Raw genomic sequence first — 26,110 nt, 5'->3', positions numbered from 1 at the left:
CAAGTAATAATTTAATAACTAGTAATTAAAATGGCTAAACAAGATTTGCACTTGACCCGTAATATCGGTATCATGGCTCACATCGATGCCGGTAAAACAACAACTTCTGAACGTATATTGTTCTACACAGGTCTGACACACAAAATCGGTGAGGTTCATGACGGTGCTGCAACAATGGACTGGATGGAGCAGGAACAGGAACGTGGTATTACAATTACTTCTGCAGCTACTACAACTCGTTGGAAATATGCAGGTAATACATACAAGATAAATCTTATTGACACTCCGGGACACGTTGACTTCACTGCTGAGGTTGAACGTTCATTGCGTGTTCTTGACGGTGCTGTTGCAGCTTATTGTGCTGTAGGTGGTGTTGAGCCACAGTCAGAAACAGTATGGCGTCAGGCTGATAAGTACAATGTACCACGTATCGGTTATGTTAACAAAATGGACCGTTCTGGTGCTGACTTCTTCGAAGTAGTTCGTCAGATGAAGGATGTATTGGGTGCTAATCCATGTCCGGTGGTTATTCCTATTGGTGCTGAAGAAAACTTTAAAGGTGTAGTTGACCTTATAAAGATGAAAGCTATCTTGTGGCACGATGAAACAATGGGCGCTGACTATGATATAGAAGAAATCCCAGCTAACCTTGTTGATGAAGCTCAGGAATGGAGAGATAAAATGCTCGAAAAAGTAGCTGAGTTCGACGAAGCGCTTATGGAGAAGTATTTTGATGATCCTTCTACTATCACAGAAGAAGAAATCTTACGTGCTCTCCGTGCCGGAACATTGAAAATGGATATCGTTCCTATGTTCTGCGGTTCTTCATTCAAGAATAAAGGTGTACAGACTCTTCTTGACTATGTTTGCGCTTTCTTGCCTTCTCCTCTAGATACTCCAAACATTGTTGGTACAAACCCAACTACTGGTGCTGAAGAAGATCGTAAACCAGATGAAGATGAAAAGACTTCTGCTTTGGCGTTTAAGATTGCAACTGACCCATACGTTGGTCGTTTGACTTTCTTCCGCGTTTACTCAGGTAAGATTGAAGCCGGTTCATATATCTTTAACTCTCGTTCAGGCAAGAAAGAACGTGTATCTCGTCTGTTCCAGATGCACTCAAACAAGCAGAACCCAGTTGAAGTAATCAGCGCTGGTGATATAGGTGCAGGTGTTGGTTTCAAAGATATCCGTACAGGTGATACTTTGTGCGACGAAACTGCTCCAATCGTTCTTGAGTCTATGGACTTCCCTGAACCAGTTATCGGTATCGCAGTAGAACCTAAGACTCAGAAAGACCTTGACAAACTTTCTAACGGTTTGGCTAAACTTGCTGAAGAAGACCCAACATTTACTGTAAGAACTGACGAACAGACAGGTCAGACAGTTATCTCTGGTATGGGTGAGCTTCACTTGGATATCATTATCGACCGTTTGAAACGTGAATTTAAGGTTGAATGTAACCAGGGTCGTCCTCAGGTTAACTACAAGGAAGCTATTACTAAGACTGTAGAGCTTCGTGAAGTTTATAAGAAACAGTCTGGTGGTCGTGGTAAGTTTGCTGATATCATCGTAACTATCGGCCCAGTTGACGAAGATTACAAAGAAGGTGGACTTCAGTTCATCGATGAGGTTAAAGGTGGTAACGTGCCTAAGGAATTCATCCCTTCAGTACAGAAAGGTTTCCAGACTGCAATGAAGAATGGTGTGTTGGCCGGCTTCCCTCTCGATTCATTGAAGGTTGTTTTGAAGGATGGTTCATTCCACCCGGTTGACTCAGACCAGTTGTCTTTCGAAATCTGTGCAATCCAGGCTTACAAGAATGCTTGTGCTAAGGCAGGTCCGGTTTTGATGGAGCCTATCATGAAGCTTGAAGTTGTAACTCCTGAAGAAAACATGGGTGATGTTATCGGTGACTTGAACAAACGTCGTGGTCAGGTTGAAGGTATGGAATCAAGCCGTTCAGGAGCACGTATTGTAAAAGCTATGGTACCACTGGCTGAAATGTTCGGTTATGTTACTGCTTTGCGTACAATCACTTCAGGTCGTGCTACATCATCAATGTCATACGATCACCATGCACAGGTATCAAGCTCAATCGCTAAGACTGTTCTTGAAGAAGTTAAAGGTCGCGTTGATCTAGTTTAATAAATAATATCTTGAAGCCTATGAGGGCTAGCGAATGACTCTTAGCCCTCATGCTTCATCTTATCAATAATAATTAATTAAAAATTTAACAATGAGTCAGAAAATCAGAATTAAACTGAAATCTTACGATCACAACTTGGTTGATAAGTCAGCTGAAAAGATTGTAAGAACTGTGAAGGCAACAGGTGCTATCGTAAGTGGTCCTATTCCATTGCCAACTCACAAAAGAATTTTTACTGTTAACCGTTCGACTTTCGTAAACAAGAAGTCACGTGAACAGTTTGAATTGTCTTCTTATAAGAGACTTATCGACATCTATAGCTCAACTGCTAAGACAGTAGATGCTTTGATGAAGTTAGAGTTACCAAGTGGAGTAGAAGTAGAAATTAAAGTTTAATCAATTAAAATTTAACTGAAATGCCAGGATTATTAGGAAAGAAAATCGGAATGACATCCGTATTCAGTGCTGATGGTAAGAATGTACCATGCACTGTTATCGAAGCTGGTCCTTGTGTAGTTACTCAGATTAAGAGTGTAGAAAAAGATGGTTATGCTGCAGTGCAGGTAGGTTTCCAGGACAAAAAGGAAAAACACACTACAAAACCATTGATGGGACACTTTAAGAAAGCTGGTGTAACTCCAAAGAGACACTTGGCCGAGTTCAAAGATTTCTCACAGGAATTGAATTTAGGAGACACTATTACTGTAGAATTGTTCAATGATTCAGCTTATGTTGACGTTATTGGTACTTCTAAGGGTAAAGGTTTCCAGGGTGTTGTAAAACGTCATGGTTTCGGTGGTGTTGGACAGACTACTCACGGTCAGCACAACCGTGCTCGTAAACCGGGTTCTATCGGTGCTTGTTCTTACCCAGCAAAAGTATTCAAAGGAATGCGCATGGGCGGACAAATGGGTGGTGATAGAGTGACTACTCACAACTTGCAGGTATTAAAAGTAATTCCTGAACATAACCTTCTTCTTATCAAAGGTTCAGTTCCAGGTTACAAAGGTTCAATCGTAATAATTGAGAAATAATGGAAGTTAACGTATTAAATATTAAAGGTGAAGATACTGGTAGAAAAGTAGCTCTTAACGACGCTATCTTCGGTATTACACCAAACGATCACGCTATCTATCTTGATGTTAAGCAGTACATGGCTAATCAGCGCCAGGGAACTCACAAATCAAAAGAAAGAAGCGAAATTAGCGGTTCTACTCGTAAATTGGGTCGTCAGAAAGGTGGTGGCGGTGCACGTCGCGGTGATATCAACTCTCCACTTTTGGTAGGTGGTGCTCGCGTGTTTGGTCCTAAACCACGTGATTATTGGTTTAAATTAAATAAGAAGGTTAAGGCTTTAGCACGTAAATCTGCTTTAGCTTATAAGGCTCAGAGTAACAACATCGTAGTAGTTGAAGATTTCAGTTTTGAAGCTCCAAAGACTAAAGAATTTATAAATGTTGTGAATAATCTGAAAGTGGCTGGCAAAAAGCTACTTATGGTTTTGCCGGAAGCAAATAAAAACGTATATTTGTCCGCTCGTAACTTAGAGCGTACAAACTTGGCAATTGCTTCTGCGTTAAATACTTACTCTGTATTGAATGCAGAAACTCTTGTTGTAACTGAGAGTGCATTGAAAGCTATCGAGGAAACCTTAGTTAAATAATTAAAGGAGGCTTAGTAAAATGGGAATTATTATTAAACCGTTAGTAACAGAAAAAATGACAGCTATAACTGAAAAGTTCAATCGTTTCGGTTTTATTGTGCGTCCTGATGCTAACAAATTAGAGATTAAGAGTGAAATCGAAGCTTTGTATAACGTAACAGTTCTTAATGTTAACACTATCCGTTATGCTGGTAAGAACAAGAGCCGTTATACTAAATCTGGCCTGATTAAAGGTCGTACTAATGCTTACAAAAAAGCAATAGTGACATTGAAAGAAGGCGATACTATTGATTTTTATAGCAATATTTAATAAATAAGATGGCAGTACGTAAATTTAAGCCCACAACACCGGGGCAGAGACACAAAATTATTGGTACTTTTGAAGAAATTACTGCATCGGTACCAGAAAAATCTCTTGTATGTGGAAAGCGTTCTACTGGTGGTCGTAACCACGTTGGTAAAATGACAATGCGCTATATCGGCGGTGGTCATAAGAGAAAATTCCGTTTCATCGACTTCAAGAGAAATAAAGACGGTGTTCCAGCAGTAGTTAAGACAATAGAGTATGATCCAAACCGTTCGGCTCGTATCGCTTTGTTGTTCTACGCTGATGGAGAAAAGAGATATATTATTGCTCCTAATGGATTGCAAGTTGGCAGCACTTTGATGTCTGGAGCGACTGCAGCGCCTGAGATTGGTAATGCACTTCCGCTTGAAAACATCCCTGTAGGTACAGTTATTCACAACATTGAATTACGTCCAGGACAAGGTGCGGCTTTAGTAAGATCGGCTGGTAATTTTGCTCAGTTGACTTCTCGTGAAGGAAAATATTGTGTAATCAAATTGCCTTCAGGTGAAGTAAGACAAATCTTGAGTGCTTGTAAAGCTACTATCGGTAGTGTAGGTAACTCAGACCACGCACTTGAATCTTCTGGTAAGGCAGGACGTTCTCGTTGGTTAGGTCGTCGTCCACACAACCGTGGTGTTGTAATGAACCCTGTTGATCACCCAATGGGTGGTGGTGAAGGACGTCAGTCTGGAGGTCACCCAAGATCACGTACAGGCTTGTATGCTAAGGGCTTGAAGACTAGAGCACCTAAGAAACAGTCTTCTAAGTATATAATTGAGAGAAGAAAGTAATAACTGATTAATTGAGTAAATTATGAGTCGTTCATTAAAAAAAGGTCCATATATTAATGTAAAACTGGAAAAGAAGGTGCTTGCTATGAATGAAAGCGGCAAGAAATCAGTTGTTAAGACTTGGGCCAGAGCTTCAATGATTTCGCCTGATTTTGTTGGGCATACTATTGCAGTTCATAACGGTAACAAATTTATTCCTGTTTATGTTACAGAAAACATGGTAGGTCACAAGTTGGGAGAATTTGCTCCTACTCGTACATTCCGTGGACACGCCGGTAACAAGAAAAAATAACAGGAAACTTGTTTGAAAAATAATAAAGTAAATAATAATGGGAGCAAGAAAAAAAATATCGGCTGAAAAAAGAAAAGAAGCCCTTAAAACCATGTATTTTGCCAAGTTGCAGAATGTTCCTACATCTCCAAGAAAAATGCGTCTCGTGGCTGACATGATCCGTGGAATGGAAGTGAATAGAGCACTTGGTGTACTGAAGTTTTCTTCTAAAGAAGCTTCTGCAAGAGTGGAAAAATTGTTACGCTCTGCTATTGCTAACTGGGAACAGAAAAACGAACGTAAGGCTGAAAGCGGTGAACTGTTTGTAACTAAGATTTATGTTGATGGTGGTGCAACTCTTAAACGTATGAGACCAGCTCCACAGGGTAGAGGATACAGAATCCGCAAACGCTCAAATCATGTGACTTTGTTCGTTGATTCTAAAAATACTAATGATAATCAAAATTAAGAGTAGATGGGACAGAAAGTTAATCCGATAAGCAACCGTTTAGGAATTATCAGAGGATGGGATTCAAATTGGTACGGTGGCAAAAATTATGGTGACGCTTTGCTCGAAGATAGCAAAATCCGTAAGTACTTGAATGCCAGACTTGCTAAAGCAAGCGTTTCAAGAATTGTAATTGAACGTACTCTGAAATTGGTGACAATCACTGTATGCACTGCTCGTCCAGGTATTATCATAGGTAAAGGTGGTCAGGAAGTTGATAAGTTGAAGGAAGAGTTGAAGAAGATCACTGACAAAGATATTCAGATTAATATCTTCGAAGTAAAAAGACCTGAGTTAGACGCTGTGATTGTTGCTAATAACATTGCACGTCAGGTTGAAGGAAAAATCGCTTACAGACGCGCTATCAAGACTGCAATTGCTAACACAATGCGTATGGGCGCTGAAGGTATAAAGATCCTTATCTCCGGACGTTTGAATGGTGCTGAAATGGCTCGTTCAGAAATGTACAAGGAAGGACGTACTCCACTTCATACATTCCGTGCTGATATCGACTATTGTCATGCTGAAGCATTGACAAAAGTAGGTCTTCTTGGTATTAAGGTATGGATATGCCGTGGCGAAGTTTATGGAAAACGTGAGTTAGCTCCTAACTTCACACAGACTAAGGAAACAGGCCGTAGCAACGGTGCAAACAATGGTGGAAAGAATTTCCGTAAGAAAAGAAACAACAATCGCTAACGAATTTGAATTTTAGGAATTATGTTACAACCGAAAAAGACAAAATTCAGAAGACAGCAGAAAGGTAGCGCTAAAGGTAATGCCCAGAGAGGTCATCAGTTGGCTTTTGGTACATTTGGTATCAAATCTTTGCAGACAAAATGGATCACTGGACGTCAGATTGAAGCAGCTCGTATTGCTGTAACAAGATATATGCAGCGTCAGGGACAGATTTGGATACGTATATTCCCTGATAAACCTATTACTCGTAAACCTGCCGATGTACGTATGGGTAAAGGTAAAGGTTCTCCAGAAGGATTTGTTGCTCCGGTAACTCCAGGACGTATCCTGATTGAAGTTGAAGGAGTTCCTTTTGATATTGCTAAAGAAGCTCTGCGCCTTGCAGCTCAGAAACTTCCAGTTACTACTAAGTTTATTGTTAGACGTGATTACGACGCAAGTCAAAATGCTTAATTGAGATATGAAGATAGCAGAAATAAGAGAAATAGCTACTAGCGAATTAGCTGAAAGAATACAGACTGAAGAAGCTAATTACAAACAGATGGTTTTGAATCATTCAATCTCTCCTTTGGCTAATCCTGCTCAGATTAAACAGTTGCGTAAAACTATCGCAAGAATGAAGACAGAATTGCGTCAGAGAGAACTTAACAAATAATAATGGTCCACATGGAAGTTAGAAATTTAAGAAAAGAAAGAACTGGTGTTGTTATTAGCAACAAGATGGATAAGACCATTACTGTTGCTGCTAAGTTTAAAGAGAAACACCCTATTTATGGTAAGTTCGTTAGCAAAACGAAGAAATACCATGCTCACGATGAGAAGAACGAATGTCTTCCAGGCGATACAGTTCGTATCATGGAAACTCGTCCATTGAGCAAAACTAAGAGATGGAGATTAGTTGAAATTATTGAAAGAGCTAAGTAATCATGATACAGACAGAATCAAGACTTACAGTGTGTGACAACAGTGGTGCTAAGGAAGCTCTTTGTATCCGTGTTTTAGGTGGTACAAAAAGACGTTATGCCTCTGTTGGGGATGTTATTGTAGTTTCAATAAAGAGTGTAATCCCTTCAAGTGATGTTAAAAAAGGTGCCGTATCAAAAGCCCTGATCGTACGTACTAAGAAAGAAATTCGTCGTGCTGACGGTTCTTATATTCGTTTTGATGATAATGCTTGCGTATTGCTTAACAACGCTGGCGAAATTAGAGGAAGTCGTATCTTTGGTCCGGTTGCGAGAGAATTGCGTAATGCAAACATGAAAGTAGTTTCTTTGGCACCTGAAGTACTTTAATTTTGTAAAAGATTTAAGTAATGAGTAAATTACATATTAAAAAAGGCGATACAGTTTACGTTAACTCTGGTGAAGATAAAGGTAAGACTGGACGTGTGTTGAAAGTTCTTGTTAAAGAAGGACGCGCTTTGGTAGAAGGTATCAATATGGTATCTAAGAGTACTAAGCCTAATGCTAAGAACCCTCAGGGAGGTATTGTGAAACAGGAAGCTCCTATTCACATCTCAAACCTTAACCCTGTTGATCCTAAAACAGGCAAACCAACACGAATTGGTAGAAGAGAAAGTTCTGACGGAAGAACATTTGTTCGTTATGCAAAAAAATCAGGAGAGGAGATCTAATAAATGAGTAATACTGCAAGCCTTAAGAAAGAATATGCTGAGCGTATAGCTCCAGCATTGAAGAATCAATTCCAGTATTCTTCAACAATGCAGATTCCGGTTCTCAAGAAGATTGTTATCAATCAAGGTTTGGGAATGGCTGTAGCTGACAAGAAGATCATTGATGTTGCAATAAACGAGTTGACTGCAATTACTGGTCAGAAAGCTGTTGCGACTGTATCTCGTAAGGATATCGCAAACTTTAAGTTACGTAAAAAAATGCCTATCGGTGTTATGGTAACTTTGCGTCGTGAAAGAATGTATGAATTCCTTGAAAAACTTGTTCGTGTAGCTTTGCCACGAATCCGTGACTTCAAAGGTATTGAAAGCAAGTTTGATGGTAGAGGTAATTATACTCTTGGTATCCAGGAGCAGATTATCTTCCCTGAAATCAATATAGATAGCATCACAAAAATCTTAGGTATGAATATCACTTTCGTGACTTCTGCTAAGACTGATGAAGAAGGTTATGCTCTTTTGAAAGAATTCGGTTTACCGTTTAAAAACGCTAAAAAAGATTGATAAGCTATGGCAAAAGAATCAATGAAAGCTCGTGAAGTAAAGAGAGCTAAACTTGTTGCAAAATATGCTGAGAAGCGTGCTGCACTCAAGAAAATCGTTAATACAGGTGATCCTGTTGAAGCTTTTGAAGCTGCACAGAAATTGCAAGATCTTCCTAAAAACTCAAATCCGATTCGTTTGCACAACCGTTGCAAACTTACTGGCCGTCCAAAAGGTTATATGCGTCAGTTCGGAATTTCACGTATTCAGTTCCGTGAAATGGCATCTAACGGTTTGATCCCGGGTGTAAAGAAAGCTAGCTGGTAAGATTTTTTATTATTAAATATTGTCAGGGTAGTCCTGATTAATTTAACAATTTTATTTTATGACAGATCCAATAGCAGATTATCTCACTAGATTGAGAAATGCAATTAGTGCTAAGCACAGAGTAGTAGAAGTGCCTGCATCAAATTTGAAAAAAGAGATTACAAAAATCTTGTTTGACAAAGGTTACATTCTGAACTACAAATTTGTAGAAGATGGTCCTCAGGGAACTATCAAAGTGGCTTTGAAGTATGATGCCGTTAACAAGGTTAACGCCATTAAGAAACTTATTAGAGTTTCAACTCCAGGTATGCGTAAATACACTGGATACAAAGACATGCCGAGAGTAATTAATGGATTAGGTATTGCAATCATATCTACTTCCAAAGGTGTAATGACAAACAAGGAAGCTGCTGAATTGAAAATAGGTGGTGAAGTTCTTTGTTATGTATATTAATTAGGAGGATAAACTATGTCAAGAATTGGTAAATTGCCTATTTCTATACCTTCAGGAGTTACAGTAACTCTTAAGGATAATGTAGTTAGCGTTAAGGGACCTAAAGGAGAATTGAGTCAGTTTGTTGATCCTTCTATCAATGTTGAAATAGCTGATGGTCACGTTGTATTGACTGAGAATGAAAATGCTTTGCTTGATAACCCAAAGCAGCGTCACGCTTTCCACGGTTTGTATCGTGCATTGATCAACAACATGGTTGTTGGTGTTTCTCAGGGTTACAAGAAAGAGTTGGAACTTGTCGGTGTAGGTTATCGTGCTTCAAATAATGGAAATATAATCGATTTCGCATTAGGTTATACACACAATATATTTTTGCAGTTGCCACCTGAAGTAAAAGTTGAAACTAAGTCTGAAAGAAATAAGAACCCACTTATAATTTTGGAATCTTGTGACAAACAGCTGCTCGGTCAGGTTTGTTCAAAAATACGTTCTTTCCGTAAGCCTGAACCTTACAAAGGAAAAGGTATTAAGTTTGTTGGCGAAGAAATTCGTAGAAAGTCTGGTAAGTCAGCTGGTGCTAAATAATTCACTTAAATACGTATAATTATGACAACAAAAATAGAAAGACGAATTAAGATCAAATATAGAGTACGCAATAAAATTTCAGGTACTCCTGAACGTCCGCGTATGAGTGTATTTAGAAGTAACAAGCAGATTTACGTTCAAGTAATCGATGACTTGAATGGTAAAACACTTGCAGCAGCTTCATCTCTTGGTATGGAAGCATGTCCAAAGAAAGAACAGGCAGCTAAAGTTGGTGAATTGATCGCTAAGAAAGCTCAGGAAGCTGGTATTACGACTGTCGTATTCGACCGTAATGGTTACTTGTATCATGGGAGAGTAAAAGAAGTAGCTGATGCTGCTCGTAACGGTGGACTTAAATTTTAATGAATTATGGCAGTTAATAATAGAGTTAAGATCACTAACGATATAGAGTTAAAAGATAGACTGGTTGCTATCAACCGTGTTACTAAAGTTACAAAAGGTGGTAGAACATTCAGCTTTTCTGCTATTGTTGTAGTAGGAAATGAAGATGGTATCATCGGTTGGGGACTTGGTAAAGCTGGTGAAGTTACAGCAGCAATTGCTAAAGGTGTAGAAGCTGCTAAGAAAAACCTTACTCGCGTTCCTGTATTGAAAGGAACTGTTCCTCACGAACAGTCTGCTAAATTTGGCGGTGCTGAAGTTTTCATTAAGCCTGCTTCTACAGGTACAGGAGTTGTTGCTGGAGGTGCAATGCGTGCAGTACTTGAAAGTGTTGGTGTAACTGACGTTTTGGCTAAGTCAAAAGGTTCTTCAAACCCTCACAATTTGGTTAAAGCTACTATCAAGGCTTTGGGCGAAATGAGAGATGCAAGAATGGTTGCACAGAACAGAGGTGTAAGTTTGGATAAAGTATTTAGAGGATAAGGAGGAAAACATGTCAACTATAAAGATTAAGCAAATTAAGAGTAGAATTGGTGCTCCTGCTGACCAGAAAAGAACATTGGATGCACTTGGTCTTCGTAAGATGAATCGTGTGGTTGAACACGAAGAAACTCCATCAATCCTTGGTATGATTGAGAAGGTAAAGCACCTTGTACAAATCGTTAAGTAATATATTGTTAATAATAAAGATTTTACAATATGAATTTAAATAGTTTAACTCCAGCAGAAGGCTCTGTAAAGACTAGAAAAAGAATTGGTCGTGGACCAGGTTCTGGTTTAGGTGGAACTTCTACAAGAGGACATAAAGGAGCAAAGTCTAGATCTGGTTATTCAAAGAAGATCGGATTCGAAGGTGGTCAGATGCCTCTTCAGCGTCGTGTTCCGAAATTTGGTTTTAAGAATATCAACCGTGTAGAATATAAAGCAATCAACCTTGATACAATTCAGGCTTTGGCTGATGCTAAAAACTTGACAAAAGTTGGTATCAATGATTTGATTGAAGCTGGTTATATTTCTTCAAAACAGTTAGTGAAAGTTCTTGGTAACGGTAGTTTAACTACTAAACTTGATGTTGAAGCAAATGCTTTCTCAAAAAGTGCAGTAGCTGCAATCGAAGCCGTTGGTGGTAATGCAGTAAAACTCTGATTAAATGAGAAAATCTATTGAAACATTAAAAAATATATGGAATATTGAGGATCTGAGAAAACGGATCCTCATTACCATATTGTTTGTCGCAATTTACCGTTTAGGTTCGTATGTGGTTCTTCCAGGTATCAACCCTGAAATGTTGTCAAAATTGCATGAGCAGACAAGTGAAGGTCTTCTTGCTTTGTTGAATATGTTTTCTGGTGGTGCTTTCTCTAATGCATCTATATTCGCATTGGGAATTATGCCATACATCTCAGCATCCATCGTGATTCAGTTGTTGGCTATTGCTGTTCCATATTTCCAGAAATTACAGCGCGAAGGTGAAAGTGGAAGAAGAAAAATCAATCAATATACACGTATATTGACATTATTGATTCTTATTTTCCAGGCACCGTCTTACTTGATCAACTTAAAGTTTCAAGCTGGACCAGCTCTTAATGCTTCATTAGATTGGACTTTCTTTATAATTACATCTACAATAATACTGGCAGCTGGTAGTATGTTTGTTCTTTGGTTAGGTGAACGTATTACAGACAAAGGTATTGGTAATGGTATCTCATTGATCATTATGGTGGGAATTATAGCTCGTCTTCCTCAAGCATTTGGAGGTGAGTTAGTATCTCGCTTGACATTGGCAGAAACTGGTGGTGTCATAATGTTCATTATTGAAATTGTTGCCTTGCTTGCAGTTATCGCAGCTGCTATTATGTTGGTTCAGGGAGTTCGTAAAGTTCCAGTACAATATGCAAAACGTATTGTTGGAAACAAACAATATGGTGGCGCTAGACAGTATATACCATTGAAAGTAAATGCTGCGAATGTAATGCCTATCATCTTTGCTCAGGCAATCATGTTTATTCCTATTACATTCATCGGTTTTTCTAATACAGAAAATGCCAGTGGTATAATGAGATCTTTAATTGATCATACTAGCTTTGCATACAATTTGGTCTTTGCAGTTTTGATTATTGTCTTTACTTATTTCTATACAGCAATTACAATAAATCCTAACCAGATGGCTGAAGACATGAAGAGAAATAATGGTTTTATTCCTGGTATAAAACCTGGTAAACAAACTTCTGATTACTTGGATACAATTATGACAAGAATCACATTGCCGGGTTCTATTTTCCTTGCCATTATTGCAGTTCTTCCTGCTTTCGCTGGTTATTTTGGTATTCAAGCTGAATTTGCTCAATTCTTCGGAGGTACATCTTTGTTGATCTTGGTTGGAGTTGTACTTGATACTCTTCAGCAAGTTGAAAGCCATTTGTTGATGAGACATTACGATGGCTTGTTAAGCTCAGGAAGAATTAGAGGACGTTCTGGAAACGTTGCTGCTTACTAATTACTCTATGATAATTCTTAAAACTGATGATGAGATAGAGCTACTTCGTCAAAGTAACCTTCTTGTTGGAAGGACTTTGGCTGAAGTAGCCAAATTAATAAAACCTGGAGTTACTACCAGACAACTTGATAAGGTTGCAGAAGAGTTTATACGTGATAATGGAGCGATACCAACTTTTAAAGGTTTTCCTAATCCGTATGGTTCTCCTTTCCCTGCTTCAATTTGTACGTCAGTAAATAGTCAGGTCGTGCATGGAATACCGAATGATGAGCCATTGAAAGATGGCGATATCGTCTCAGTAGATTGCGGAACTTTTTTAAATGGTTTTTGCGGTGATTCAGCGTACACATTTTGTGTTGGAGAAGTAAGTCCGGAAGTTCGCCAATTATTAAAAGTAACAAAAGAAGCATTATACAAAGGTATTGAGAATGCAGTTCATGGAAAGCGATTGGGTGACATTGGATATGCAGTCCAGAGTCATTGCGAATCTTATCATTACGGCGTAGTTAGAGAATTCGTCGGACATGGCATTGGAAGAGAAATGCACGAAGATCCGGCTGTTCCTAATTATGGTAAGCGTGGTAGTGGTACACTCTTAAAGAAAGGTATGTGCCTTGCAATAGAACCTATGATAACTTTGGGAGACAGGAAGATTTATCTTGAGAAAGATAATTGGTCTGTCAGAACCCGAGACAATAGTTTTGCCGCTCATTTCGAACATACGGTGGCAGTAGGTATAGGAAAGGCTGATATCTTATCATCTTTTGAATTTATAGAACAAGTATTAGAAGAAAAGTAAATAATAAATATGGCAAAACAATCTGCAATAGAACAAGATGGTGTAATAGTTGAAGCATTGTCAAATGCAATGTTTCGAGTTGAACTTGAGAACGGACATGAGATAACAGCTCATATCTCTGGAAAGATGAGAATGCATTACATTAAGATACTTCCTGGTGATAAGGTGAGAGTTGAAATGTCTCCATATGATTTATCAAAAGGAAGAATTGTTTTCCGATATAAATAATTGAAATTAAGATATGAAAGTAAGAGCTTCATTAAAGAAACGTACGCCAGAATGTAAGATCGTTAGACGTAATGGCCGTTTGTATGTTATTAACAAGAAAAATCCTAAGTATAAACAACGTCAAGGATAATTTATTATTTTTGCAAAAAAAATAATTTAGTTTATGGCTATAAGAATAGTTGGTGTAGATTTGCCTCAGAATAAAAGAGGTGAGATTGCGTTAACATACGTATATGGTATAGGACGCAGTAGTTCAGCAAAAATTTTGGATAAGGCAGGTGTTGACCGTGACCTGAAAGTAAAGGATTGGTCAGATGATCAGGCTGCAAAAATCCGTGAAATCATCGCTGCTGAATATAAAGTAGAAGGTGATCTTCGTTCAGAAATCCAGTTAAACATTAAGAGATTAATGGATATTGGTTGCTATCGTGGTGTTCGTCACCGTTTGGGACTTCCTGTAAGAGGACAGAGTACTAAGAACAATGCTCGTACACGTAAGGGAAGAAAGAAAACTGTTGCAAATAAGAAAAAAGCTACTAAATAATAATTGTTGATATGGCAAAAAAAACAGTCGCAGCTAAAAAAAGAAATGTGAAGGTTGATGCTAACGGACAGTTGCATGTTCATTCATCATTCAATAACATCATTGTTTCTTTAGCAAATAGTGAAGGTCAGATTATTTCTTGGTCTTCTGCAGGTAAAATGGGATTTAGAGGTTCAAAGAAGAACACTCCATACGCAGCACAGATGGCTGCACAGGATTGTGCAAAGGTAGCATTTGACCTCGGATTGAGAAAGGTTAAAGCATACGTTAAGGGTCCAGGTAACGGACGTGAGTCTGCTATTAGAACCGTACACGGAGCTGGAATCGAAGTTACTGAAATTATCGATGTAACACCATTGCCTCATAACGGTTGTCGTCCTCCTAAGAGAAGAAGAGTATAATATTAGACACCTGTATTAATAACAATTAAAATTTCAAATAAAAATGGCTAGATATACTGGACCAAAAAGTAGAATTGCACGTAAATTCGGTGAAGCTATCTTCGGAGCAGATAAAGTTTTAGCAAAAAGAAATTATCCTCCTGGACAGCATGGAAATACTCGCCGTAGAAAAACATCTGAATACGGTGTCATGTTGGCTGAAAAACAGAAAGCTAAATATACTTACGGTGTACTTGAAAAACAGTTCCGTAATATGTTTGAAAAAGCAGCAAGTCAGAATGGTATTACTGGTGAACTTTTGTTACAGGCACTTGAATGTCGTCTTGATAATGTTGTGTTCCGTTTGGGTATCGCCCCAACTCGTGCTGCAGCTCGTCAGTTGGTAGGTCACAAGCATATTGTTGTTGATGGTAAAGTTGTTAACATCCCATCATATGCTGTAAAACCTGGTCAGTTGGTAGGTGTACGTGAAAAATCTAAGTCACTCGAAGTTATTGAAAATGCATTGACTGGATTCAACCACAGCAAATACCCTTGGTTAGAATGGGATCAGAACTCTAAGACTGGTAAGATGTTGCACATACCACAGAGAGCTGACATTCCAGAAAACATAAAAGAACACTTAATCGTTGAATTGTACTCTAAATAATAATTAATTTCATGGCGATATTAGCATTTCAAAAACCAGATAAAGTATTAATGTTAGAAGCGGATTCTAAATTCGGTAAATTTGAATTCCGTCCGCTTGAACCCGGTTTCGGTATTACCGTAGGTAATGCTTTACGCCGTATTCTTCTTTCTTCTTTGGAAGGTTATGCAATCAACACTATACGTATTGAAGGTGTAGAACATGAATTTGCAACTATTCCTGGTGTAAAAGAAGATGTGACTAACATTATCTTGAATCTGAAGCAAGTAAGATTCAAGCAGATAGTTGACGAATACGAAAATGAAAGTGTCAGCATAACTGTTGAGAATTCAACTGAATTCAAGGCAGGTGACATTGGAAAGCATTTGACCGGATTTGAAGTGTTAAATCCTGAATTGGTTATTTGCCATTTAGACTCAAAAGCAACTATGCAAATAGACATTACAATTAACAAAGGTCGCGGATACGTTCCAGCCGATGAAAATCGAGTGTATTGCACTGATGTTAATGTAATTCCTATTGATTCTATTTATACTCCGATACGTAATGTCAAGTATTCTGTTGAAAACTTCCGTGTTGAACAGAAAACAGACTTTGAAAAGCTTGTACTTGAAATTAGTACGGATGGTTCCATTCATCCAAAGGAAGCGCTTAAAGAAGCTGCAAAAATATTGATTCATCACTTTATGTTGTTCTCTGATGAAAAGATCACTCTTGAAGCATCAGATGCAGACAGCAACGAAGAATTCGATGAAGAAGTATTGCATATGAGACAATTGCTCAAGACTAAGTTAGTCGATATGGACCTTTCAGTTCGTGCGCTTAATTGTCTTAAGGCTGCAGATGTTGAGACACTTGGTGATCTCGTTCAGTTCAACAAGACTGATCTTCTTAAGTTCAGAAACTTTGGAAAGAAATCGCTCACTGAGCTTGATGATTTGCTCGAGAGTCTGAATCTTACGTTTGGAACAGATATTTCTAAATATAAATTAGATAAAGAATAAAAAATGAGACATAATAAAAAATTTAACCATTTAGGTCGTACTGCTTCTCATAGAAACGCAATGTTGTCAAACATGGCATGTTCTTTGATCAAGCACAAAAGAATCACTACGACTGTTGCGAAGGCTAAAGCTTTGAAGAAGTTCGTTGAACCTCTGATAACAAAATCAAAGGAAGATACAACAAACTCACGTCGTGTAGTATTCAGTAACTTGCAGGATAAGTTTGCTGTAACAGAACTTTTCAAAGAAATCTCTGTTAAGGTTGCTGATCGTCCAGGCGGTTATACTCGTATAATTAAGACTGGTAACCGTTTAGGTGATAACGCTGAAATGTGTTTCATCGAGTTGGTTGACTACAACGAAAACATGGCTAAGAGCGCTGCCAAGAAGACAACTCGTACACGTCGTTCTAAAAAATCTGCTGCAACTGAAGCACCGGCAGAAACTACTACTGAAGCAACAACAGAGGAAGCCCCTAAAGCTGAATAATTCTGTAAATGCTATATATAAAAATGCTGTCTCAAGATTTCTTGGGACAGCATTTTTTATTTCTTCCTATTTTCAGTATGTACCCTTATTGTAGGTTTACTGCATTATACTTTTCTATCTTTCCTTTCTTCTACAATTTTTCTTGCATAGACTTCTTCTTCCTTATTAACCAATACTAGTACGGCTCCACCCATACCAGAATATGGTGAAGTAACAGCTGACAATGTTTCGTCTTTTATCATAGCTTGAACACCTTCAGATTCTAATAAGCCTTTTACTAATTCAGCTTCCCAAAGATTGCCTTTGAAAACTTCTACTAATGAGTCATAATTGATTTCTGCCATAGCTATAATCTTTTAATGGTTAATAATAATCGGTTAACACTCTCTGTTATTTTCAAAGTTAAGTTTTTTTCTTCTTAAAAGCAAATAAATCATAGTTAAACAAACAGTACGGTAATGATTTTCACTTAATATTGTTTTTTTATCAATAAATTATCATATTTCAAAATTTAATCCTAATTTTGCGAATATTGGATTGAAAAACGTGAAATTATGAGTCTAAATGAAACTTTAGAAGCCGTAAGGCTAGCTTCCCGTAAGTTAGCTCTTCTTGATACAAAGAAAATCAATGAGATTCTTATAGCTGTGGCTGATGCAGCTGTTGAAAATATTGAAAGGATTTTGACAGCAAACGTAATGGATCTTCAAAAGATGGAAGTTTCTAATCCCAAGTATGATCGTTTGAAGCTAACAAGAGAGAGAATATGTGATATAGCTTCAGACATACGTAATGTAGCCTCCTTACCATCACCTTTAGGTAATGTCCTGTATGAAGACGTACGTCCGAACGGTTTGAAAATAAAGAAGGTCAGTGTGCCGTTTGGAGTAATAGGAGTTATTTATGAAGCACGTCCAAACGTAAGCTTTGATGTTTTTTCTCTCTGCATGAAAAGCGGAAGTGCTTGTGTGTTGAAAGGTGGAAGTGATGCATATAATTCCAATATGGCTATCGTAGAAATAATCCGCGAAGTGCTTGTAAAATTTGCAGTTGATGAAAATATAGTAACCTTATTGCCAACAGACAGAGAAACTACTACCGAACTTCTTCATGCCAATGGATATGTAGATTTGATAATACCACGTGGCAGCAGTAACCTTATCAATTATGTGCGTACTGAAGCTACCGTGCCTGTAATTGAAACCGGAGCGGGAATTTGTCATACTTATTTTGATTTGGCAGGTGATGTCAATAAAGGCGCTCGAATAGTCAATAACGCCAAGACAAGGAGAGTCAGTGTATGTAATGCTTTGGACTGCCTTCTGATACACTTCGACAGACTCTCAGATTTGCCCCAGATTTGCTCGGAATTATCTTCCAGCAATGTTATCATATACGCAGATAAATCCTCATACGATGCCTTAAAAGGCACTTATCCGGCGGAATTATTGCAACCAGCTACAAAAGATAGTTACGGAACAGAATTCCTGGATTATAAAATGGCAATAAAAACCGTGAGCAATATAGATGAAGCCATCAATCATATATTCAAATACAGTTCAAAACACAGTGAGTGTATAGTGACAGAAGATAAAAATGCAGCAGAGTATTTCAGACGAGCTGTCGATGCTGCCTGTGTTTATGTGAATGCTCCGACTTCGTTTACTGACGGTGCACAGTTTGGCTTGGGTGCAGAGATAGGGATCAGTACCCAGAAACTCCATGCCCGTGGCCCGATGGGATTAAAAGAGATAACCACTTACAAGTGGATTATAGAGGGAAACGGTCAGATAAGGAAGTAAACATTAATATTTATGTAATAATATTCGTTATTATAGCGTATAATTGTATTTTTATTGTATTTTTGCTATCGAAAACTAATTAATATACATACATCTTATGAAAACATATACTAACGTATTCGACTTGGGTGACTTGAAAACAGCTTTGGCTGAAGCTTTCGAGATAAAGAGTGACAGATATAAATATGAATCATTGGGAAAGCACAAAACATGCTTGCTGATATTTTTCAATAATAGTCTTCGTACACGTTTAAGCACACAGAAGGCAGCACGTAATTTAGGAATGGATGTGATAGTGTTGGACGTTAATCAGGGAGCATGGAAGCTTGAAACAGAACGTGGAGTTGTCATGGATGGTGATAAGAGTGAACATCTTCTGGAGGCAATACCGGTGATGGCTTCTTATTGTGACATAATCGGTGTCCGTTCGTTTGCACAGTTTGAGAGTCGCACAGACGATTATACCGAGAAAATTCTTAACCAGTTCATCAAATATTCAGGCAAGCCTGTATTTTCTATGGAAGCTGCTACAGGACATCCTCTACAGGCATTTGCAGATCTTATCACTATAGAAGAATATAAGAAAAAGGACCGTCCTAAAGTTGTGCTTACCTGGGCTCCACATCCTAAAGCCCTCCCTCAGGCAGTGCCTAACTCATTTGCAGACTTCATGAACGAGGCAGATGTTGATTTCGTTATTACTCATCCGGAAGGCTACGAACTCGACCCTAAATTTGTACGTGGTGCAAAAGTTGAGTATGATCAGATGAAGGCTTTCGAAGGCGCAGATTTTATATATGCAAAGAACTGGGCATGTCCAGGAGTTACCAATCCTGCTGATTATGGAAAGGTGCTTTCAAAGGATATGGGATGGACTGTTGATGCCAAACATATGGCAGTCACTAATAATGCCTATTTCATGCATTGTTTGCCTGTGCGCAGAAATATGATAGTTACCGATGATGTTATTGAAGCACCTACATCGTTGGTTATTCCTGAGGCGGCAAACCGTGAGATCTCAGCAACAGTTGTATTGAAAAGAATGCTTCAGTCATTGTAAAAAATAAATAAGGGCAGTTCTCTACCATTTCGGTTTGAACTGCCCTTTTATGTTATTTCTCTATATCTTTACCTAAGTCTATCCAGTTCAGGATACCCTTGTCAAGATTATATACCGTATATCCTTTCTTTACCAGAAGTCTTGCGGCATTCCTGCTTCTGCGTCCACTCTTGCAATATACAGCTACTGGTCTGGATTTGTCAAGAATCTCATCAGCCGCAGCTGAAAACTTATCATCAAATATATTTATGTTTATGCTGCCTGGTATGTGACCTTCACTATATTCGGCAACAGTCCTTACATCCAGTCTTTGTACATCATCGTTTTCTATCAGCTTCTCGAATTCGTCTGCCGAAAGATTTGTGAATTTGTCTTTTGGTTTCGAACTGCATGCCATCAGTCCAAACAGAAAGACACATACAAAGAACATGAAATATATACTCTTCAATGTCATAATATAGAATGTTTAGTAATGGAACTCTCTTGTCGTATTTCCTTCCTTAAATGTGTTTATGTGCACTATTATTCTGTCACCTTCTGCCAAAACTCCTCTATAAGGCCATAACGGAATAGAAGCATACGCTTTTTTCGTGTAGGCTTCATAATCACCATTCTGATCATGATAAACCGTTATATCCAGTGTCTTGCTTCCATCTGCATTGTTTGTTATCCCGTTATCAACGAAATTCAATACGTGCGTTTTGTCTTTTGCCATAATGTCCAGTACCATATTTATATAGTTTCCCGAACTCCAAATTCTGTCTATATCCAGCGGATCAGTTTTTATCCCTTTATCAAACTTGTCTGCCGGAGATGGAATAACTGAAATAACAAACTGACATGAATAAACCTTGGCTGTAAAAACATCGTTGCTGCTTTCTCCGGGTTCGAAGATTGATAGCGCCCTATAAGTAGAGTCCGGAGTGAAACCTTCCAGTCCACTCCTCTCCATTATCTGATACATATCTCCGTTGTCGCTTTGAATATACGATAGTTTTCCGGAAGAATTTGTCTTTATGTCAACAAGTCCTGTCAGTACACTAGGATATACATATTCATCTTTCTTGCAAGATGAAAAAGCCACAATGCATACTAGAATTATTATGTAAAAACCTTTCCTCATTCCTTTATTGCATGGAGATGATTGATAGCAGGATTTGCATACATAGTCAGAATACGTTCACGTAAGAAGTCAATATCCTTGTCAGGAATGTTTATAAGCGAAATCTTCTTTTCGAGATAAGCCTCAAATTTTGCCTTGTCTTCAGCCGTATAATGTTCTGCCATCGCCTTGTTTCCGTTAAGCATATCACATGCAATATAATTGGCAGGATACATTCTGTAATTGCGGTGGATATATCTGTCTATAATCTCAGAAACTTTTGTAAATATCTCCACTTTAGGCAATCCGCGCAAAGCCTCCAGTTCGTCGTTTATGCATGGGCCTGTCTGGAAATGTATTCTTCCCTTGTATCCGAAAATTCCTGTCTGCATATTCACCAGGTCGTCCTGCTGGCTTTTCTTGAAGCCTTCTACATCTCTTTTCAGCTGCATTTCCTGAGCTTTAAGGAAATCACACGGGTCATATTCATATGACAGTGACAAAGGCACTATGTTAAGCTCCTTCAGACTGTCTATTACGTCGCCGCTACCACCCATTGCCAGCATCTTCAGCACACTGTCCTGAGTACGGTCATTAGAGTCCTTTGCTCTTCCCTCGCGTTGCGCTATCCATATATTTTCCTGCTTCTGTGTAACTGCAAAATGAATATATCTTGACATTCTGGCCGAAGCCTCAAGCATTTGTCGCATGCTCAGTGCCCTTTGTACTATGAACGCCTTGTTTACACGCACCAGCTTCTTTATCCACGGGTATATCAGAAGATTGTCACCTATTGCTATTTCTACTGTAGTAGGGAATCCGTTGTCAATGAGTCCTACTGAAAGGAACCCGGAGTCCAGTACAATATCCCTGTGATTGGATATAAAAGTATATCCTTTGTTCTTGTCTGCAATCTGCGAGCTGTCGAAACTGAATCCGTCGCTGCATTTCTTTATGATGTCATGCAGTAATCCATAAAAAATATTCTTCTGCACATCAAGGTTAGTCTTGCAGTTTCTCAATATATTGGCCAATGCCTCAATTGGAGTATCTGGCAATACCTTCTTTATCACCTCTATAAAATCACTGTCAGACAATAATTCTTCGAAGATCTTTGGAAGTTCTTCCGGAGAATAGGGGCGGATTTCGTCAAATTCTTCAGGTATTCTCATGGCTTTCAGTTTTTATGGTTATGAATGTTTATTTAGAATACTTTTCCAGTCCTTCTGCTATGATGTCTGTCATCACATCTTTCATGTCAAGTCCTGCAGCCTTTACCTGCTGCGGAATAAAGCTTGTAGATGTCATTCCCGGAGTGGTGTTTATTTCGAGCATATTAATCTTTTCACCCTCAGTAATGATATAGTCAACTCTTACTATACCCTTACATCCCAAAATATCATACACGGCAGAAGTCAGCTTCTTTACCCTCTCTGTAAGCTCAGGACTGAGACGTGCAGGAGTTATTTCAGTCACTTCACCTTTATATTTTGCGTTATAATCGAAAAACTCATTGTCGCTAACCACTTCAGTGATAGGGAATACTACAGATTTATTCTTTGTCTTATAACATCCGTTTGCCAGCTCAATACCGTCCATGAATGCCTCTATCATCACATCATCCGATTCTGCAAAGGCAGCTTTCAGGGCAGGTTGTATCTGATCCGCTGTTTTTACTTTTGTCACACCGAAGCTTGAACCGCTGGCATTAGGCTTGATAAAACAAGGAAGACCTATTTTCTCTATAACATCCTTATCCTCTATGCCGAAACGTTTGTTTACCAGCATAGACTCCGCAACTCTGATGCCGAATCCTTTCAGATATTGGTTCAATGTAAACTTGCTGAAAGTCATGGCAGAAACCAGGACGTCGCAAGTAGAGTAGGGGATATCCAACAATTCGAAATACCCCTGCAGGATACCATTTTCACCCGGAGTGCCATGTATGGTGATATATGCGAAGTCAGGTTTCACCTTTTTGTCGCCATCCATAAAACTGAAATCGTTCTTGTCTATTTTCGAACGTGTTCCATCGGCAAGCACGGCTTCCCAGGCCTTCTTGCTCAATTCTACTATATATAGATTGTATTTTTCCTTATCAATAAAAGAATAAATGCCTTTTGCACTGTTCATTGACACTTCATGTTCCGAAGAGTCACCGCCTGCAATAATTGCTACTGTACGTTTCATCTTTATTTATATTATTCAAATCTGTTCTCTATTACTGATATAAGTTCTCCATTTCTCAATCAGTTCTGTCATATCCTTAGGCAGTTCCGATGTGAAGAACATTTCTTCTCCGGTCTTAGGATGTACGAAACCTAAAGTCTTGGCATGTAACGCCTGTCTTGGACAAATATCAAAACAGTTGTTTACGAATTGTTTGTATTTGCTGAAATGAGTCCCTTTCAGAATTTCGTTGCCGCCATATCTTTCGTCATTGAAAAGTACGTGCCCTATATGCTTCATGTGTACGCGAATCTGATGTGTTCTTCCAGTCTCCAGCACACATTTCACAAGTGTCACATATCCAAGCCTTTCCAAAACCTTATAGTGCGTCACGGCATGTTTCCCTTGATTCGGATCAGCCATTACAGCCATTTGCATTCTGTCTTTGGGATTACGTCCTATGTTGCCCGTTATTGTTCCTTCGTCCTCTTCCACTATTCCCCACACCAGTGCGTTGTATTCACGTTTTGTGGTCTTATTGTAGAATTGCATTCCCAGGCTGGTCTTCGCATCAGGTGTTTTGGCTATAACCAACAGTCCGGATGTATCCTTGTCTATTCTATGCACCAATCCCACTTGAGGATCGTTCGGGTCGTATGTAGGAACGTCTCTCAGATGCCATGCAATAGCATTGACCAATGTGCCATGATAATTGCCGCATCCCGGATGTACCACAAGTCCTGCAGGCTTGTTTATCACCATAAGTTCACTGTCCTCGTAAACAATGTCAAGTGGAATATCTTCAGGAATAATGTCGTTGTCATATTTCGGACGGTCCATCATCACCGTCAGTACATCCAAAGGTTTCACCTTATAGCTGCTTTTCACCGGTTTTCCGTTAGCCATAACGAACCCCGCATCCGCAGCAGCCTGTATCCTGTTTCTTGAGGCGTTTACTATCCTTTCAAAAAGGTATTTGTCTATTCTTACCGGCGACTGTCCTTTATCGACTACAACCTTGAAGTGCTCATACAACTCTCCGGAATTTCCGGTCGGCTCAAGGTCGTCTAATGTATCGTCAATATCATCAAGAAAAATATCTTCTGCCATTCTTTCATTATTAGTTAGAACCAGGAATCATCCACCTCAGGTTTTTCTTCATTTTGAGGCATTGGATTTATTTCAATCATAGTGGAATCCATAGCAAGTGAATCCCTTAAATGAGTATCTCCCACACACAAGGTGAGAAGAGCCTCGTTAGGCACTTTATCGCCCGATTTCAGTTCTCTTCCTCTGTATTTTATTCCATACACCCAGTCCTGTTCTCCCGGAACGAGTTCAGGTTCTGTAAGCTTGAAACCTATACTTTTCAGTTTTGCTTCTGCTTGTCTTATGGAACTGTTGTCAATAATGTCAGGCAGCTGTATCAGTGGAACAGAGGTAGTGGTTATTGTCAGATATACAGTTCTGCCTTCCTTTACTCTGGCTCCTGCAGCGGGAGTCTGTTCCAGAACCATTCCTGCCGGTACACCTTTAACGTAATTTGAGTCTATGACTACACTTTCCATTGTACCTTCATTCAGAATTCTGACGGCTTCCTCTATGTTTTTGTTTTTTACATCAGGCACTATATGTGCTTCTCCATGTCTGGTATATGAATCAAGCCAAGCCAAAGTTCCCCATGTCACAGCTATTATTACCACAACCATACCAATTATGTTAATCCAGAAGAATTTATTTTTCTGGAACGAAAAGAAGTCTTTAAATCCTATCATAACTTGTTGAATATTTTCGACAAAGATACGATTTTTTTGGTTATTCGTTTTATTGATAATGTATAAAAACAGAAAAAGCCGCAAAATACTGTCATCAGTACATTGCGGCTTTTCTTAAATCTTAATTCCAAAGCACGGCTTATGCCTTAACTCCGTTGTATTCGTCAGATACAGTCAATTTTTTACGACCTTTAGCACGACGTGCTGCCAATACTCGGCGACCATTTGCAGTAGCCATTCTTTCACGGAAACCGTGTTTGTTTTTTCTCTTTCTGTTAGAGGGTTGGAATGTTCTTTTCATTTTTGTATATACTATTTATGTTATTATTCTATGCGTTCGGGCTGCAAAATTAGTGACTTTTTTTTAATAATCAAAGATATAAGTCATTTTTACACAAAACTTTTTGCGTTTTTTCGTGATTTAGATTAATTTTGCACCCGAATTATTACTCTGAATATCAATTATTACATATAAATATAAAGATTTCTACTTATGATTAATGCTCAAGACATTAAAATCGGAACAGCAATCCGTATGGATGGCAAGATTTATTTCTGTATTGACTTCCTTCATGTAAAACCGGGTAAAGGAAACACTTTCATGCGTACTAAATTGAAAGATGTTGTTGACGGTTACGTTTTGGAACGTCGTTTCAATATCGGTGAAAAACTTGAAGATGTACGTGTTGAACGTCGTCCTTACCAGTACTTGTATAAGGAAGGTAATGATTATATCTTCATGAATCAGGAAACTTTCGAACAGGTGCCTATCGCTCACGATCTTATCGAAGGTGTTGACTTCCTGAAAGAAGAAATGGTTATCGAAGTTGTTTCTGACGCTTCTACTGAAACTATCCTTTTCGCTGAATTGCCTGTTAAGGTTCAGTTGAAGGTTACTTACACAGAACCAGGATTGAAGGGTGATACAGCAACTAACGCTACTAAACCTGCTACAGTAGAAACAGGTGCTACAGTACGTGTTCCATTGTTCATCAATCAGGATGAAATCATCGAAGTTGATACTCGCGATGGTTCATACGTAGGTCGTGTTAAGGCTTGATAATTTGTTTTTGCACGAATTTTAATAGTATAAATGCTCCCTCTTTCAGAACTCTGATAGGGGGAGCATATTTTTTAAAAAAACGACAAGGCGTTTTAGGTAAAACGTGCGTCCGTTTTGGATTGAATGGACGCCCGTTTTAAGTCGAATGTGCGCACGC

At 38.7% G+C, this 26,110-nt stretch carries 42 protein-coding genes; 34 read left to right on the top strand and 8 right to left on the bottom strand.

Annotated features, from left to right (window positions below; genetic code table 11):
• Positions 1-30 precede the first annotated feature (30 nt).
• The 31 genes from fusA (at position 31) to rplQ (ending at position 16,982) form a co-directional block, all read left to right on the top strand.
• Entirely contained in the window at positions 31-2,148 is a 2,118-nt protein-coding gene (gene fusA / locus H6A61_RS00590) for an elongation factor G (protein ID WP_154043498.1), read from the top strand.
• A 91-nt stretch (positions 2,149-2,239) separates the two neighbouring features.
• Positions 2,240-2,545, top strand: a complete 306-nt coding sequence (gene rpsJ, locus H6A61_RS00585) for a 30S ribosomal protein S10 (RefSeq protein ID WP_002558075.1) — start codon at positions 2,240-2,242, stop codon at positions 2,543-2,545.
• Between the two features lie 20 nt (positions 2,546-2,565).
• Positions 2,566-3,183, top strand: a complete 618-nt coding sequence (gene rplC, locus H6A61_RS00580; protein ID WP_154043497.1) for a 50S ribosomal protein L3 — start codon at positions 2,566-2,568, stop codon at positions 3,181-3,183.
• Positions 3,183-3,812: a 50S ribosomal protein L4 gene (gene rplD, locus H6A61_RS00575; RefSeq protein ID WP_154043496.1), complete on the top strand. Its 630-nt coding sequence runs from the start codon at positions 3,183-3,185 to the stop codon at positions 3,810-3,812. Before rplC ends, rplD begins: the two co-directional genes overlap by 1 nt.
• A gap of 19 nt (positions 3,813-3,831) precedes the next feature.
• Complete coding sequence (gene rplW, locus H6A61_RS00570; protein WP_154043495.1) at positions 3,832-4,122, top strand: 50S ribosomal protein L23; 291 nt, start codon at positions 3,832-3,834, stop codon at positions 4,120-4,122.
• An 8-nt stretch (positions 4,123-4,130) separates the two neighbouring features.
• Entirely contained in the window at positions 4,131-4,952 is an 822-nt protein-coding gene (gene rplB / locus H6A61_RS00565; protein ID WP_154043494.1) for a 50S ribosomal protein L2, read from the top strand.
• Between the two features lie 22 nt (positions 4,953-4,974).
• A complete protein-coding gene (gene rpsS, locus H6A61_RS00560; RefSeq protein ID WP_013618002.1) occupies positions 4,975-5,244 on the top strand; it encodes a 30S ribosomal protein S19 in 270 nt (89 codons plus the stop codon).
• Positions 5,245-5,281: 37 nt separating this feature from the next.
• Complete coding sequence (rplV, locus tag H6A61_RS00555) at positions 5,282-5,692, top strand: 50S ribosomal protein L22 (protein ID WP_154043493.1); 411 nt, start codon at positions 5,282-5,284, stop codon at positions 5,690-5,692.
• Between the two features lie 6 nt (positions 5,693-5,698).
• Positions 5,699-6,430, top strand: a complete 732-nt coding sequence (gene rpsC / locus H6A61_RS00550) for a 30S ribosomal protein S3 (protein ID WP_204390359.1) — start codon at positions 5,699-5,701, stop codon at positions 6,428-6,430.
• Positions 6,431-6,451: 21 nt separating this feature from the next.
• Positions 6,452-6,883: a 50S ribosomal protein L16 gene (gene rplP / locus H6A61_RS00545; protein WP_154043491.1), complete on the top strand. Its 432-nt coding sequence runs from the start codon at positions 6,452-6,454 to the stop codon at positions 6,881-6,883.
• Positions 6,884-6,890: 7 nt separating this feature from the next.
• Entirely contained in the window at positions 6,891-7,085 is a 195-nt protein-coding gene (gene rpmC, locus H6A61_RS00540; protein WP_154043490.1) for a 50S ribosomal protein L29, read from the top strand.
• An 11-nt stretch (positions 7,086-7,096) separates the two neighbouring features.
• On the top strand, positions 7,097-7,354 hold the full coding sequence (rpsQ, locus tag H6A61_RS00535; protein ID WP_154043489.1) for a 30S ribosomal protein S17: 258 nt from the start codon (positions 7,097-7,099) through the stop codon (positions 7,352-7,354).
• 2 nt (positions 7,355-7,356) lie between these two features.
• Positions 7,357-7,722, top strand: a complete 366-nt coding sequence (rplN, locus tag H6A61_RS00530; RefSeq protein WP_154043488.1) for a 50S ribosomal protein L14 — start codon at positions 7,357-7,359, stop codon at positions 7,720-7,722.
• A gap of 20 nt (positions 7,723-7,742) precedes the next feature.
• Complete coding sequence (gene rplX, locus H6A61_RS00525) at positions 7,743-8,063, top strand: 50S ribosomal protein L24 (protein ID WP_154043487.1); 321 nt, start codon at positions 7,743-7,745, stop codon at positions 8,061-8,063.
• Between the two features lie 3 nt (positions 8,064-8,066).
• Positions 8,067-8,624 carry a 50S ribosomal protein L5 gene (rplE, locus tag H6A61_RS00520; RefSeq protein ID WP_204390358.1) on the top strand — a complete coding sequence of 186 codons (558 nt, stop codon included), beginning with the start codon at positions 8,067-8,069 and terminating at the stop codon, positions 8,622-8,624.
• A 6-nt stretch (positions 8,625-8,630) separates the two neighbouring features.
• A complete protein-coding gene (gene rpsN / locus H6A61_RS00515) occupies positions 8,631-8,930 on the top strand; it encodes a 30S ribosomal protein S14 (RefSeq protein ID WP_154043485.1) in 300 nt (99 codons plus the stop codon).
• A 58-nt stretch (positions 8,931-8,988) separates the two neighbouring features.
• On the top strand, positions 8,989-9,384 hold the full coding sequence (gene rpsH / locus H6A61_RS00510; protein WP_154043484.1) for a 30S ribosomal protein S8: 396 nt from the start codon (positions 8,989-8,991) through the stop codon (positions 9,382-9,384).
• 15 nt (positions 9,385-9,399) lie between these two features.
• The gene (rplF, locus tag H6A61_RS00505; RefSeq protein ID WP_154043483.1) at positions 9,400-9,969 is read left to right on the top strand and encodes a 50S ribosomal protein L6; all 570 of its coding nucleotides are present in this window, start codon (positions 9,400-9,402) and stop codon (positions 9,967-9,969) included.
• Positions 9,970-9,990: 21 nt separating this feature from the next.
• Positions 9,991-10,332, top strand: a complete 342-nt coding sequence (gene rplR, locus H6A61_RS00500) for a 50S ribosomal protein L18 (protein ID WP_154043482.1) — start codon at positions 9,991-9,993, stop codon at positions 10,330-10,332.
• Positions 10,333-10,338: 6 nt separating this feature from the next.
• Entirely contained in the window at positions 10,339-10,854 is a 516-nt protein-coding gene (gene rpsE / locus H6A61_RS00495; protein WP_204390357.1) for a 30S ribosomal protein S5, read from the top strand.
• A 10-nt stretch (positions 10,855-10,864) separates the two neighbouring features.
• The gene (rpmD, locus tag H6A61_RS00490) at positions 10,865-11,041 is read left to right on the top strand and encodes a 50S ribosomal protein L30 (RefSeq protein WP_154043480.1); all 177 of its coding nucleotides are present in this window, start codon (positions 10,865-10,867) and stop codon (positions 11,039-11,041) included.
• 29 nt (positions 11,042-11,070) lie between these two features.
• Entirely contained in the window at positions 11,071-11,517 is a 447-nt protein-coding gene (gene rplO, locus H6A61_RS00485; protein ID WP_154043479.1) for a 50S ribosomal protein L15, read from the top strand.
• Between the two features lie 4 nt (positions 11,518-11,521).
• Entirely contained in the window at positions 11,522-12,868 is a 1,347-nt protein-coding gene (gene secY, locus H6A61_RS00480; RefSeq protein WP_154043478.1) for a preprotein translocase subunit SecY, read from the top strand.
• Positions 12,869-12,875: 7 nt separating this feature from the next.
• Positions 12,876-13,667 carry a type I methionyl aminopeptidase gene (map, locus tag H6A61_RS00475; RefSeq protein WP_204390356.1) on the top strand — a complete coding sequence of 264 codons (792 nt, stop codon included), beginning with the start codon at positions 12,876-12,878 and terminating at the stop codon, positions 13,665-13,667.
• Between the two features lie 9 nt (positions 13,668-13,676).
• Complete coding sequence (infA, locus tag H6A61_RS00470) at positions 13,677-13,895, top strand: translation initiation factor IF-1 (RefSeq protein WP_002558052.1); 219 nt, start codon at positions 13,677-13,679, stop codon at positions 13,893-13,895.
• A gap of 13 nt (positions 13,896-13,908) precedes the next feature.
• A complete protein-coding gene (gene ykgO, locus H6A61_RS00465; protein WP_002558051.1) occupies positions 13,909-14,025 on the top strand; it encodes a type B 50S ribosomal protein L36 in 117 nt (38 codons plus the stop codon).
• 33 nt (positions 14,026-14,058) lie between these two features.
• Complete coding sequence (gene rpsM / locus H6A61_RS00460; RefSeq protein WP_154043476.1) at positions 14,059-14,439, top strand: 30S ribosomal protein S13; 381 nt, start codon at positions 14,059-14,061, stop codon at positions 14,437-14,439.
• Positions 14,440-14,450: 11 nt separating this feature from the next.
• Positions 14,451-14,840: a 30S ribosomal protein S11 gene (gene rpsK / locus H6A61_RS00455; RefSeq protein WP_005844897.1), complete on the top strand. Its 390-nt coding sequence runs from the start codon at positions 14,451-14,453 to the stop codon at positions 14,838-14,840.
• 43 nt (positions 14,841-14,883) lie between these two features.
• On the top strand, positions 14,884-15,489 hold the full coding sequence (rpsD, locus tag H6A61_RS00450) for a 30S ribosomal protein S4 (protein ID WP_154043475.1): 606 nt from the start codon (positions 14,884-14,886) through the stop codon (positions 15,487-15,489).
• Positions 15,490-15,500: 11 nt separating this feature from the next.
• Positions 15,501-16,493, top strand: a complete 993-nt coding sequence (locus H6A61_RS00445; protein WP_154043474.1) for a DNA-directed RNA polymerase subunit alpha — start codon at positions 15,501-15,503, stop codon at positions 16,491-16,493.
• A gap of 3 nt (positions 16,494-16,496) precedes the next feature.
• Positions 16,497-16,982 (top strand): 50S ribosomal protein L17, encoded by a 486-nt coding sequence (gene rplQ / locus H6A61_RS00440; RefSeq protein WP_154043473.1) that lies wholly within the window; start codon positions 16,497-16,499, stop codon positions 16,980-16,982.
• A gap of 104 nt (positions 16,983-17,086) precedes the next feature.
• On the opposite strand, the gene H6A61_RS00435 is transcribed toward rplQ, so the two are convergent.
• Entirely contained in the window at positions 17,087-17,326 is a 240-nt protein-coding gene (locus tag H6A61_RS00435; protein ID WP_154043472.1) for a DUF2007-related protein, read from the bottom strand.
• A gap of 210 nt (positions 17,327-17,536) precedes the next feature.
• Here H6A61_RS00435 and H6A61_RS00430 point away from each other — a divergent pair, with 210 nt between their 5' ends.
• Positions 17,537-18,784, top strand: coding sequence for a glutamate-5-semialdehyde dehydrogenase (locus tag H6A61_RS00430; protein ID WP_204390355.1), 1,248 nt, complete (start codon positions 17,537-17,539; stop codon positions 18,782-18,784).
• A gap of 97 nt (positions 18,785-18,881) precedes the next feature.
• Complete coding sequence (locus H6A61_RS00425) at positions 18,882-19,844, top strand: acetylornithine carbamoyltransferase (RefSeq protein ID WP_204390354.1); 963 nt, start codon at positions 18,882-18,884, stop codon at positions 19,842-19,844.
• A gap of 52 nt (positions 19,845-19,896) precedes the next feature.
• On the opposite strand, the gene H6A61_RS00420 is transcribed toward H6A61_RS00425, so the two are convergent.
• From H6A61_RS00420 to rpmH, 7 genes are all read right to left on the bottom strand, one after another.
• Positions 19,897-20,298: a rhodanese-like domain-containing protein gene (locus tag H6A61_RS00420; protein WP_204390353.1), complete on the bottom strand. Its 402-nt coding sequence runs from the start codon at positions 20,296-20,298 to the stop codon at positions 19,897-19,899.
• 12 nt (positions 20,299-20,310) lie between these two features.
• Entirely contained in the window at positions 20,311-20,967 is a 657-nt protein-coding gene (locus tag H6A61_RS00415) for a NigD-like protein (RefSeq protein ID WP_204390352.1), read from the bottom strand.
• Entirely contained in the window at positions 20,964-22,118 is a 1,155-nt protein-coding gene (locus H6A61_RS00410) for a 1-acyl-sn-glycerol-3-phosphate acyltransferase (RefSeq protein ID WP_204390351.1), read from the bottom strand. Before H6A61_RS00410 ends, H6A61_RS00415 begins: the two co-directional genes overlap by 4 nt.
• A 28-nt stretch (positions 22,119-22,146) precedes the next feature.
• Positions 22,147-23,136: a D-alanine--D-alanine ligase gene (locus H6A61_RS00405; protein ID WP_204390350.1), complete on the bottom strand. Its 990-nt coding sequence runs from the start codon at positions 23,134-23,136 to the stop codon at positions 22,147-22,149.
• Between the two features lie 15 nt (positions 23,137-23,151).
• Positions 23,152-24,225, bottom strand: a complete 1,074-nt coding sequence (locus tag H6A61_RS00400) for an RluA family pseudouridine synthase (RefSeq protein ID WP_204390349.1) — start codon at positions 24,223-24,225, stop codon at positions 23,152-23,154.
• 14 nt (positions 24,226-24,239) lie between these two features.
• The gene (locus tag H6A61_RS00395; protein WP_154043465.1) at positions 24,240-24,890 is read right to left on the bottom strand and encodes a PASTA domain-containing protein; all 651 of its coding nucleotides are present in this window, start codon (positions 24,888-24,890) and stop codon (positions 24,240-24,242) included.
• 139 nt (positions 24,891-25,029) lie between these two features.
• A complete protein-coding gene (gene rpmH, locus H6A61_RS00390; RefSeq protein ID WP_004292199.1) occupies positions 25,030-25,191 on the bottom strand; it encodes a 50S ribosomal protein L34 in 162 nt (53 codons plus the stop codon).
• 192 nt (positions 25,192-25,383) lie between these two features.
• Here rpmH and efp point away from each other — a divergent pair, with 192 nt between their 5' ends.
• On the top strand, positions 25,384-25,950 hold the full coding sequence (gene efp, locus H6A61_RS00385; RefSeq protein WP_154043464.1) for an elongation factor P: 567 nt from the start codon (positions 25,384-25,386) through the stop codon (positions 25,948-25,950).
• The last annotated feature ends 160 nt before the right edge of the window (positions 25,951-26,110 follow it).

Source organism: Bacteroides caecigallinarum (assembly GCF_016901995.1).
GTDB lineage: Bacteria > Bacteroidota > Bacteroidia > Bacteroidales > Bacteroidaceae > Phocaeicola > Phocaeicola cellulolyticus.
This window is presented reverse-complemented; position numbering and strand designations above follow the sequence as displayed.

Bases quoted from the DNA above. Each gene is read 5' to 3' on its own strand.
- fusA (WP_154043498.1), top strand. From the start codon at position 31: ATGGCTAAACAAGATTTGCACTTGACCCGTAATATCGGTATCATGGCT.
- rpsJ (WP_002558075.1), top strand. From the start codon at position 2,240: ATGAGTCAGAAAATCAGAATTAAACTGAAATCTTACGATCACAACTTG.
- rplC (WP_154043497.1), top strand. From the start codon at position 2,566: ATGCCAGGATTATTAGGAAAGAAAATCGGAATGACATCCGTATTCAGT.
- rplD (WP_154043496.1), top strand. From the start codon at position 3,183: ATGGAAGTTAACGTATTAAATATTAAAGGTGAAGATACTGGTAGAAAA.
- rplW (WP_154043495.1), top strand. From the start codon at position 3,832: ATGGGAATTATTATTAAACCGTTAGTAACAGAAAAAATGACAGCTATA.
- rplB (WP_154043494.1), top strand. From the start codon at position 4,131: ATGGCAGTACGTAAATTTAAGCCCACAACACCGGGGCAGAGACACAAA.
- rpsS (WP_013618002.1), top strand. From the start codon at position 4,975: ATGAGTCGTTCATTAAAAAAAGGTCCATATATTAATGTAAAACTGGAA.
- rplV (WP_154043493.1), top strand. From the start codon at position 5,282: ATGGGAGCAAGAAAAAAAATATCGGCTGAAAAAAGAAAAGAAGCCCTT.
- rpsC (WP_204390359.1), top strand. From the start codon at position 5,699: ATGGGACAGAAAGTTAATCCGATAAGCAACCGTTTAGGAATTATCAGA.
- rplP (WP_154043491.1), top strand. From the start codon at position 6,452: ATGTTACAACCGAAAAAGACAAAATTCAGAAGACAGCAGAAAGGTAGC.
- rpmC (WP_154043490.1), top strand. From the start codon at position 6,891: ATGAAGATAGCAGAAATAAGAGAAATAGCTACTAGCGAATTAGCTGAA.
- rpsQ (WP_154043489.1), top strand. From the start codon at position 7,097: ATGGAAGTTAGAAATTTAAGAAAAGAAAGAACTGGTGTTGTTATTAGC.
- rplN (WP_154043488.1), top strand. From the start codon at position 7,357: ATGATACAGACAGAATCAAGACTTACAGTGTGTGACAACAGTGGTGCT.
- rplX (WP_154043487.1), top strand. From the start codon at position 7,743: ATGAGTAAATTACATATTAAAAAAGGCGATACAGTTTACGTTAACTCT.
- rplE (WP_204390358.1), top strand. From the start codon at position 8,067: ATGAGTAATACTGCAAGCCTTAAGAAAGAATATGCTGAGCGTATAGCT.
- rpsN (WP_154043485.1), top strand. From the start codon at position 8,631: ATGGCAAAAGAATCAATGAAAGCTCGTGAAGTAAAGAGAGCTAAACTT.
- rpsH (WP_154043484.1), top strand. From the start codon at position 8,989: ATGACAGATCCAATAGCAGATTATCTCACTAGATTGAGAAATGCAATT.
- rplF (WP_154043483.1), top strand. From the start codon at position 9,400: ATGTCAAGAATTGGTAAATTGCCTATTTCTATACCTTCAGGAGTTACA.
- rplR (WP_154043482.1), top strand. From the start codon at position 9,991: ATGACAACAAAAATAGAAAGACGAATTAAGATCAAATATAGAGTACGC.
- rpsE (WP_204390357.1), top strand. From the start codon at position 10,339: ATGGCAGTTAATAATAGAGTTAAGATCACTAACGATATAGAGTTAAAA.
- rpmD (WP_154043480.1), top strand. From the start codon at position 10,865: ATGTCAACTATAAAGATTAAGCAAATTAAGAGTAGAATTGGTGCTCCT.
- rplO (WP_154043479.1), top strand. From the start codon at position 11,071: ATGAATTTAAATAGTTTAACTCCAGCAGAAGGCTCTGTAAAGACTAGA.
- secY (WP_154043478.1), top strand. From the start codon at position 11,522: ATGAGAAAATCTATTGAAACATTAAAAAATATATGGAATATTGAGGAT.
- map (WP_204390356.1), top strand. From the start codon at position 12,876: ATGATAATTCTTAAAACTGATGATGAGATAGAGCTACTTCGTCAAAGT.
- infA (WP_002558052.1), top strand. From the start codon at position 13,677: ATGGCAAAACAATCTGCAATAGAACAAGATGGTGTAATAGTTGAAGCA.
- ykgO (WP_002558051.1), top strand. From the start codon at position 13,909: ATGAAAGTAAGAGCTTCATTAAAGAAACGTACGCCAGAATGTAAGATC.
- rpsM (WP_154043476.1), top strand. From the start codon at position 14,059: ATGGCTATAAGAATAGTTGGTGTAGATTTGCCTCAGAATAAAAGAGGT.
- rpsK (WP_005844897.1), top strand. From the start codon at position 14,451: ATGGCAAAAAAAACAGTCGCAGCTAAAAAAAGAAATGTGAAGGTTGAT.
- rpsD (WP_154043475.1), top strand. From the start codon at position 14,884: ATGGCTAGATATACTGGACCAAAAAGTAGAATTGCACGTAAATTCGGT.
- H6A61_RS00445 (WP_154043474.1), top strand. From the start codon at position 15,501: ATGGCGATATTAGCATTTCAAAAACCAGATAAAGTATTAATGTTAGAA.
- rplQ (WP_154043473.1), top strand. From the start codon at position 16,497: ATGAGACATAATAAAAAATTTAACCATTTAGGTCGTACTGCTTCTCAT.
- H6A61_RS00435 (WP_154043472.1), bottom strand. From the start codon at position 17,326: ATGGCAGAAATCAATTATGACTCATTAGTAGAAGTTTTCAAAGGCAAT.
- H6A61_RS00430 (WP_204390355.1), top strand. From the start codon at position 17,537: ATGAGTCTAAATGAAACTTTAGAAGCCGTAAGGCTAGCTTCCCGTAAG.
- H6A61_RS00425 (WP_204390354.1), top strand. From the start codon at position 18,882: ATGAAAACATATACTAACGTATTCGACTTGGGTGACTTGAAAACAGCT.
- H6A61_RS00420 (WP_204390353.1), bottom strand. From the start codon at position 20,298: ATGACATTGAAGAGTATATATTTCATGTTCTTTGTATGTGTCTTTCTG.
- H6A61_RS00415 (WP_204390352.1), bottom strand. From the start codon at position 20,967: ATGAGGAAAGGTTTTTACATAATAATTCTAGTATGCATTGTGGCTTTT.
- H6A61_RS00410 (WP_204390351.1), bottom strand. From the start codon at position 22,118: ATGAGAATACCTGAAGAATTTGACGAAATCCGCCCCTATTCTCCGGAA.
- H6A61_RS00405 (WP_204390350.1), bottom strand. From the start codon at position 23,136: ATGAAACGTACAGTAGCAATTATTGCAGGCGGTGACTCTTCGGAACAT.
- H6A61_RS00400 (WP_204390349.1), bottom strand. From the start codon at position 24,225: ATGGCAGAAGATATTTTTCTTGATGATATTGACGATACATTAGACGAC.
- H6A61_RS00395 (WP_154043465.1), bottom strand. From the start codon at position 24,890: ATGATAGGATTTAAAGACTTCTTTTCGTTCCAGAAAAATAAATTCTTC.
- rpmH (WP_004292199.1), bottom strand. From the start codon at position 25,191: ATGAAAAGAACATTCCAACCCTCTAACAGAAAGAGAAAAAACAAACAC.
- efp (WP_154043464.1), top strand. From the start codon at position 25,384: ATGATTAATGCTCAAGACATTAAAATCGGAACAGCAATCCGTATGGAT.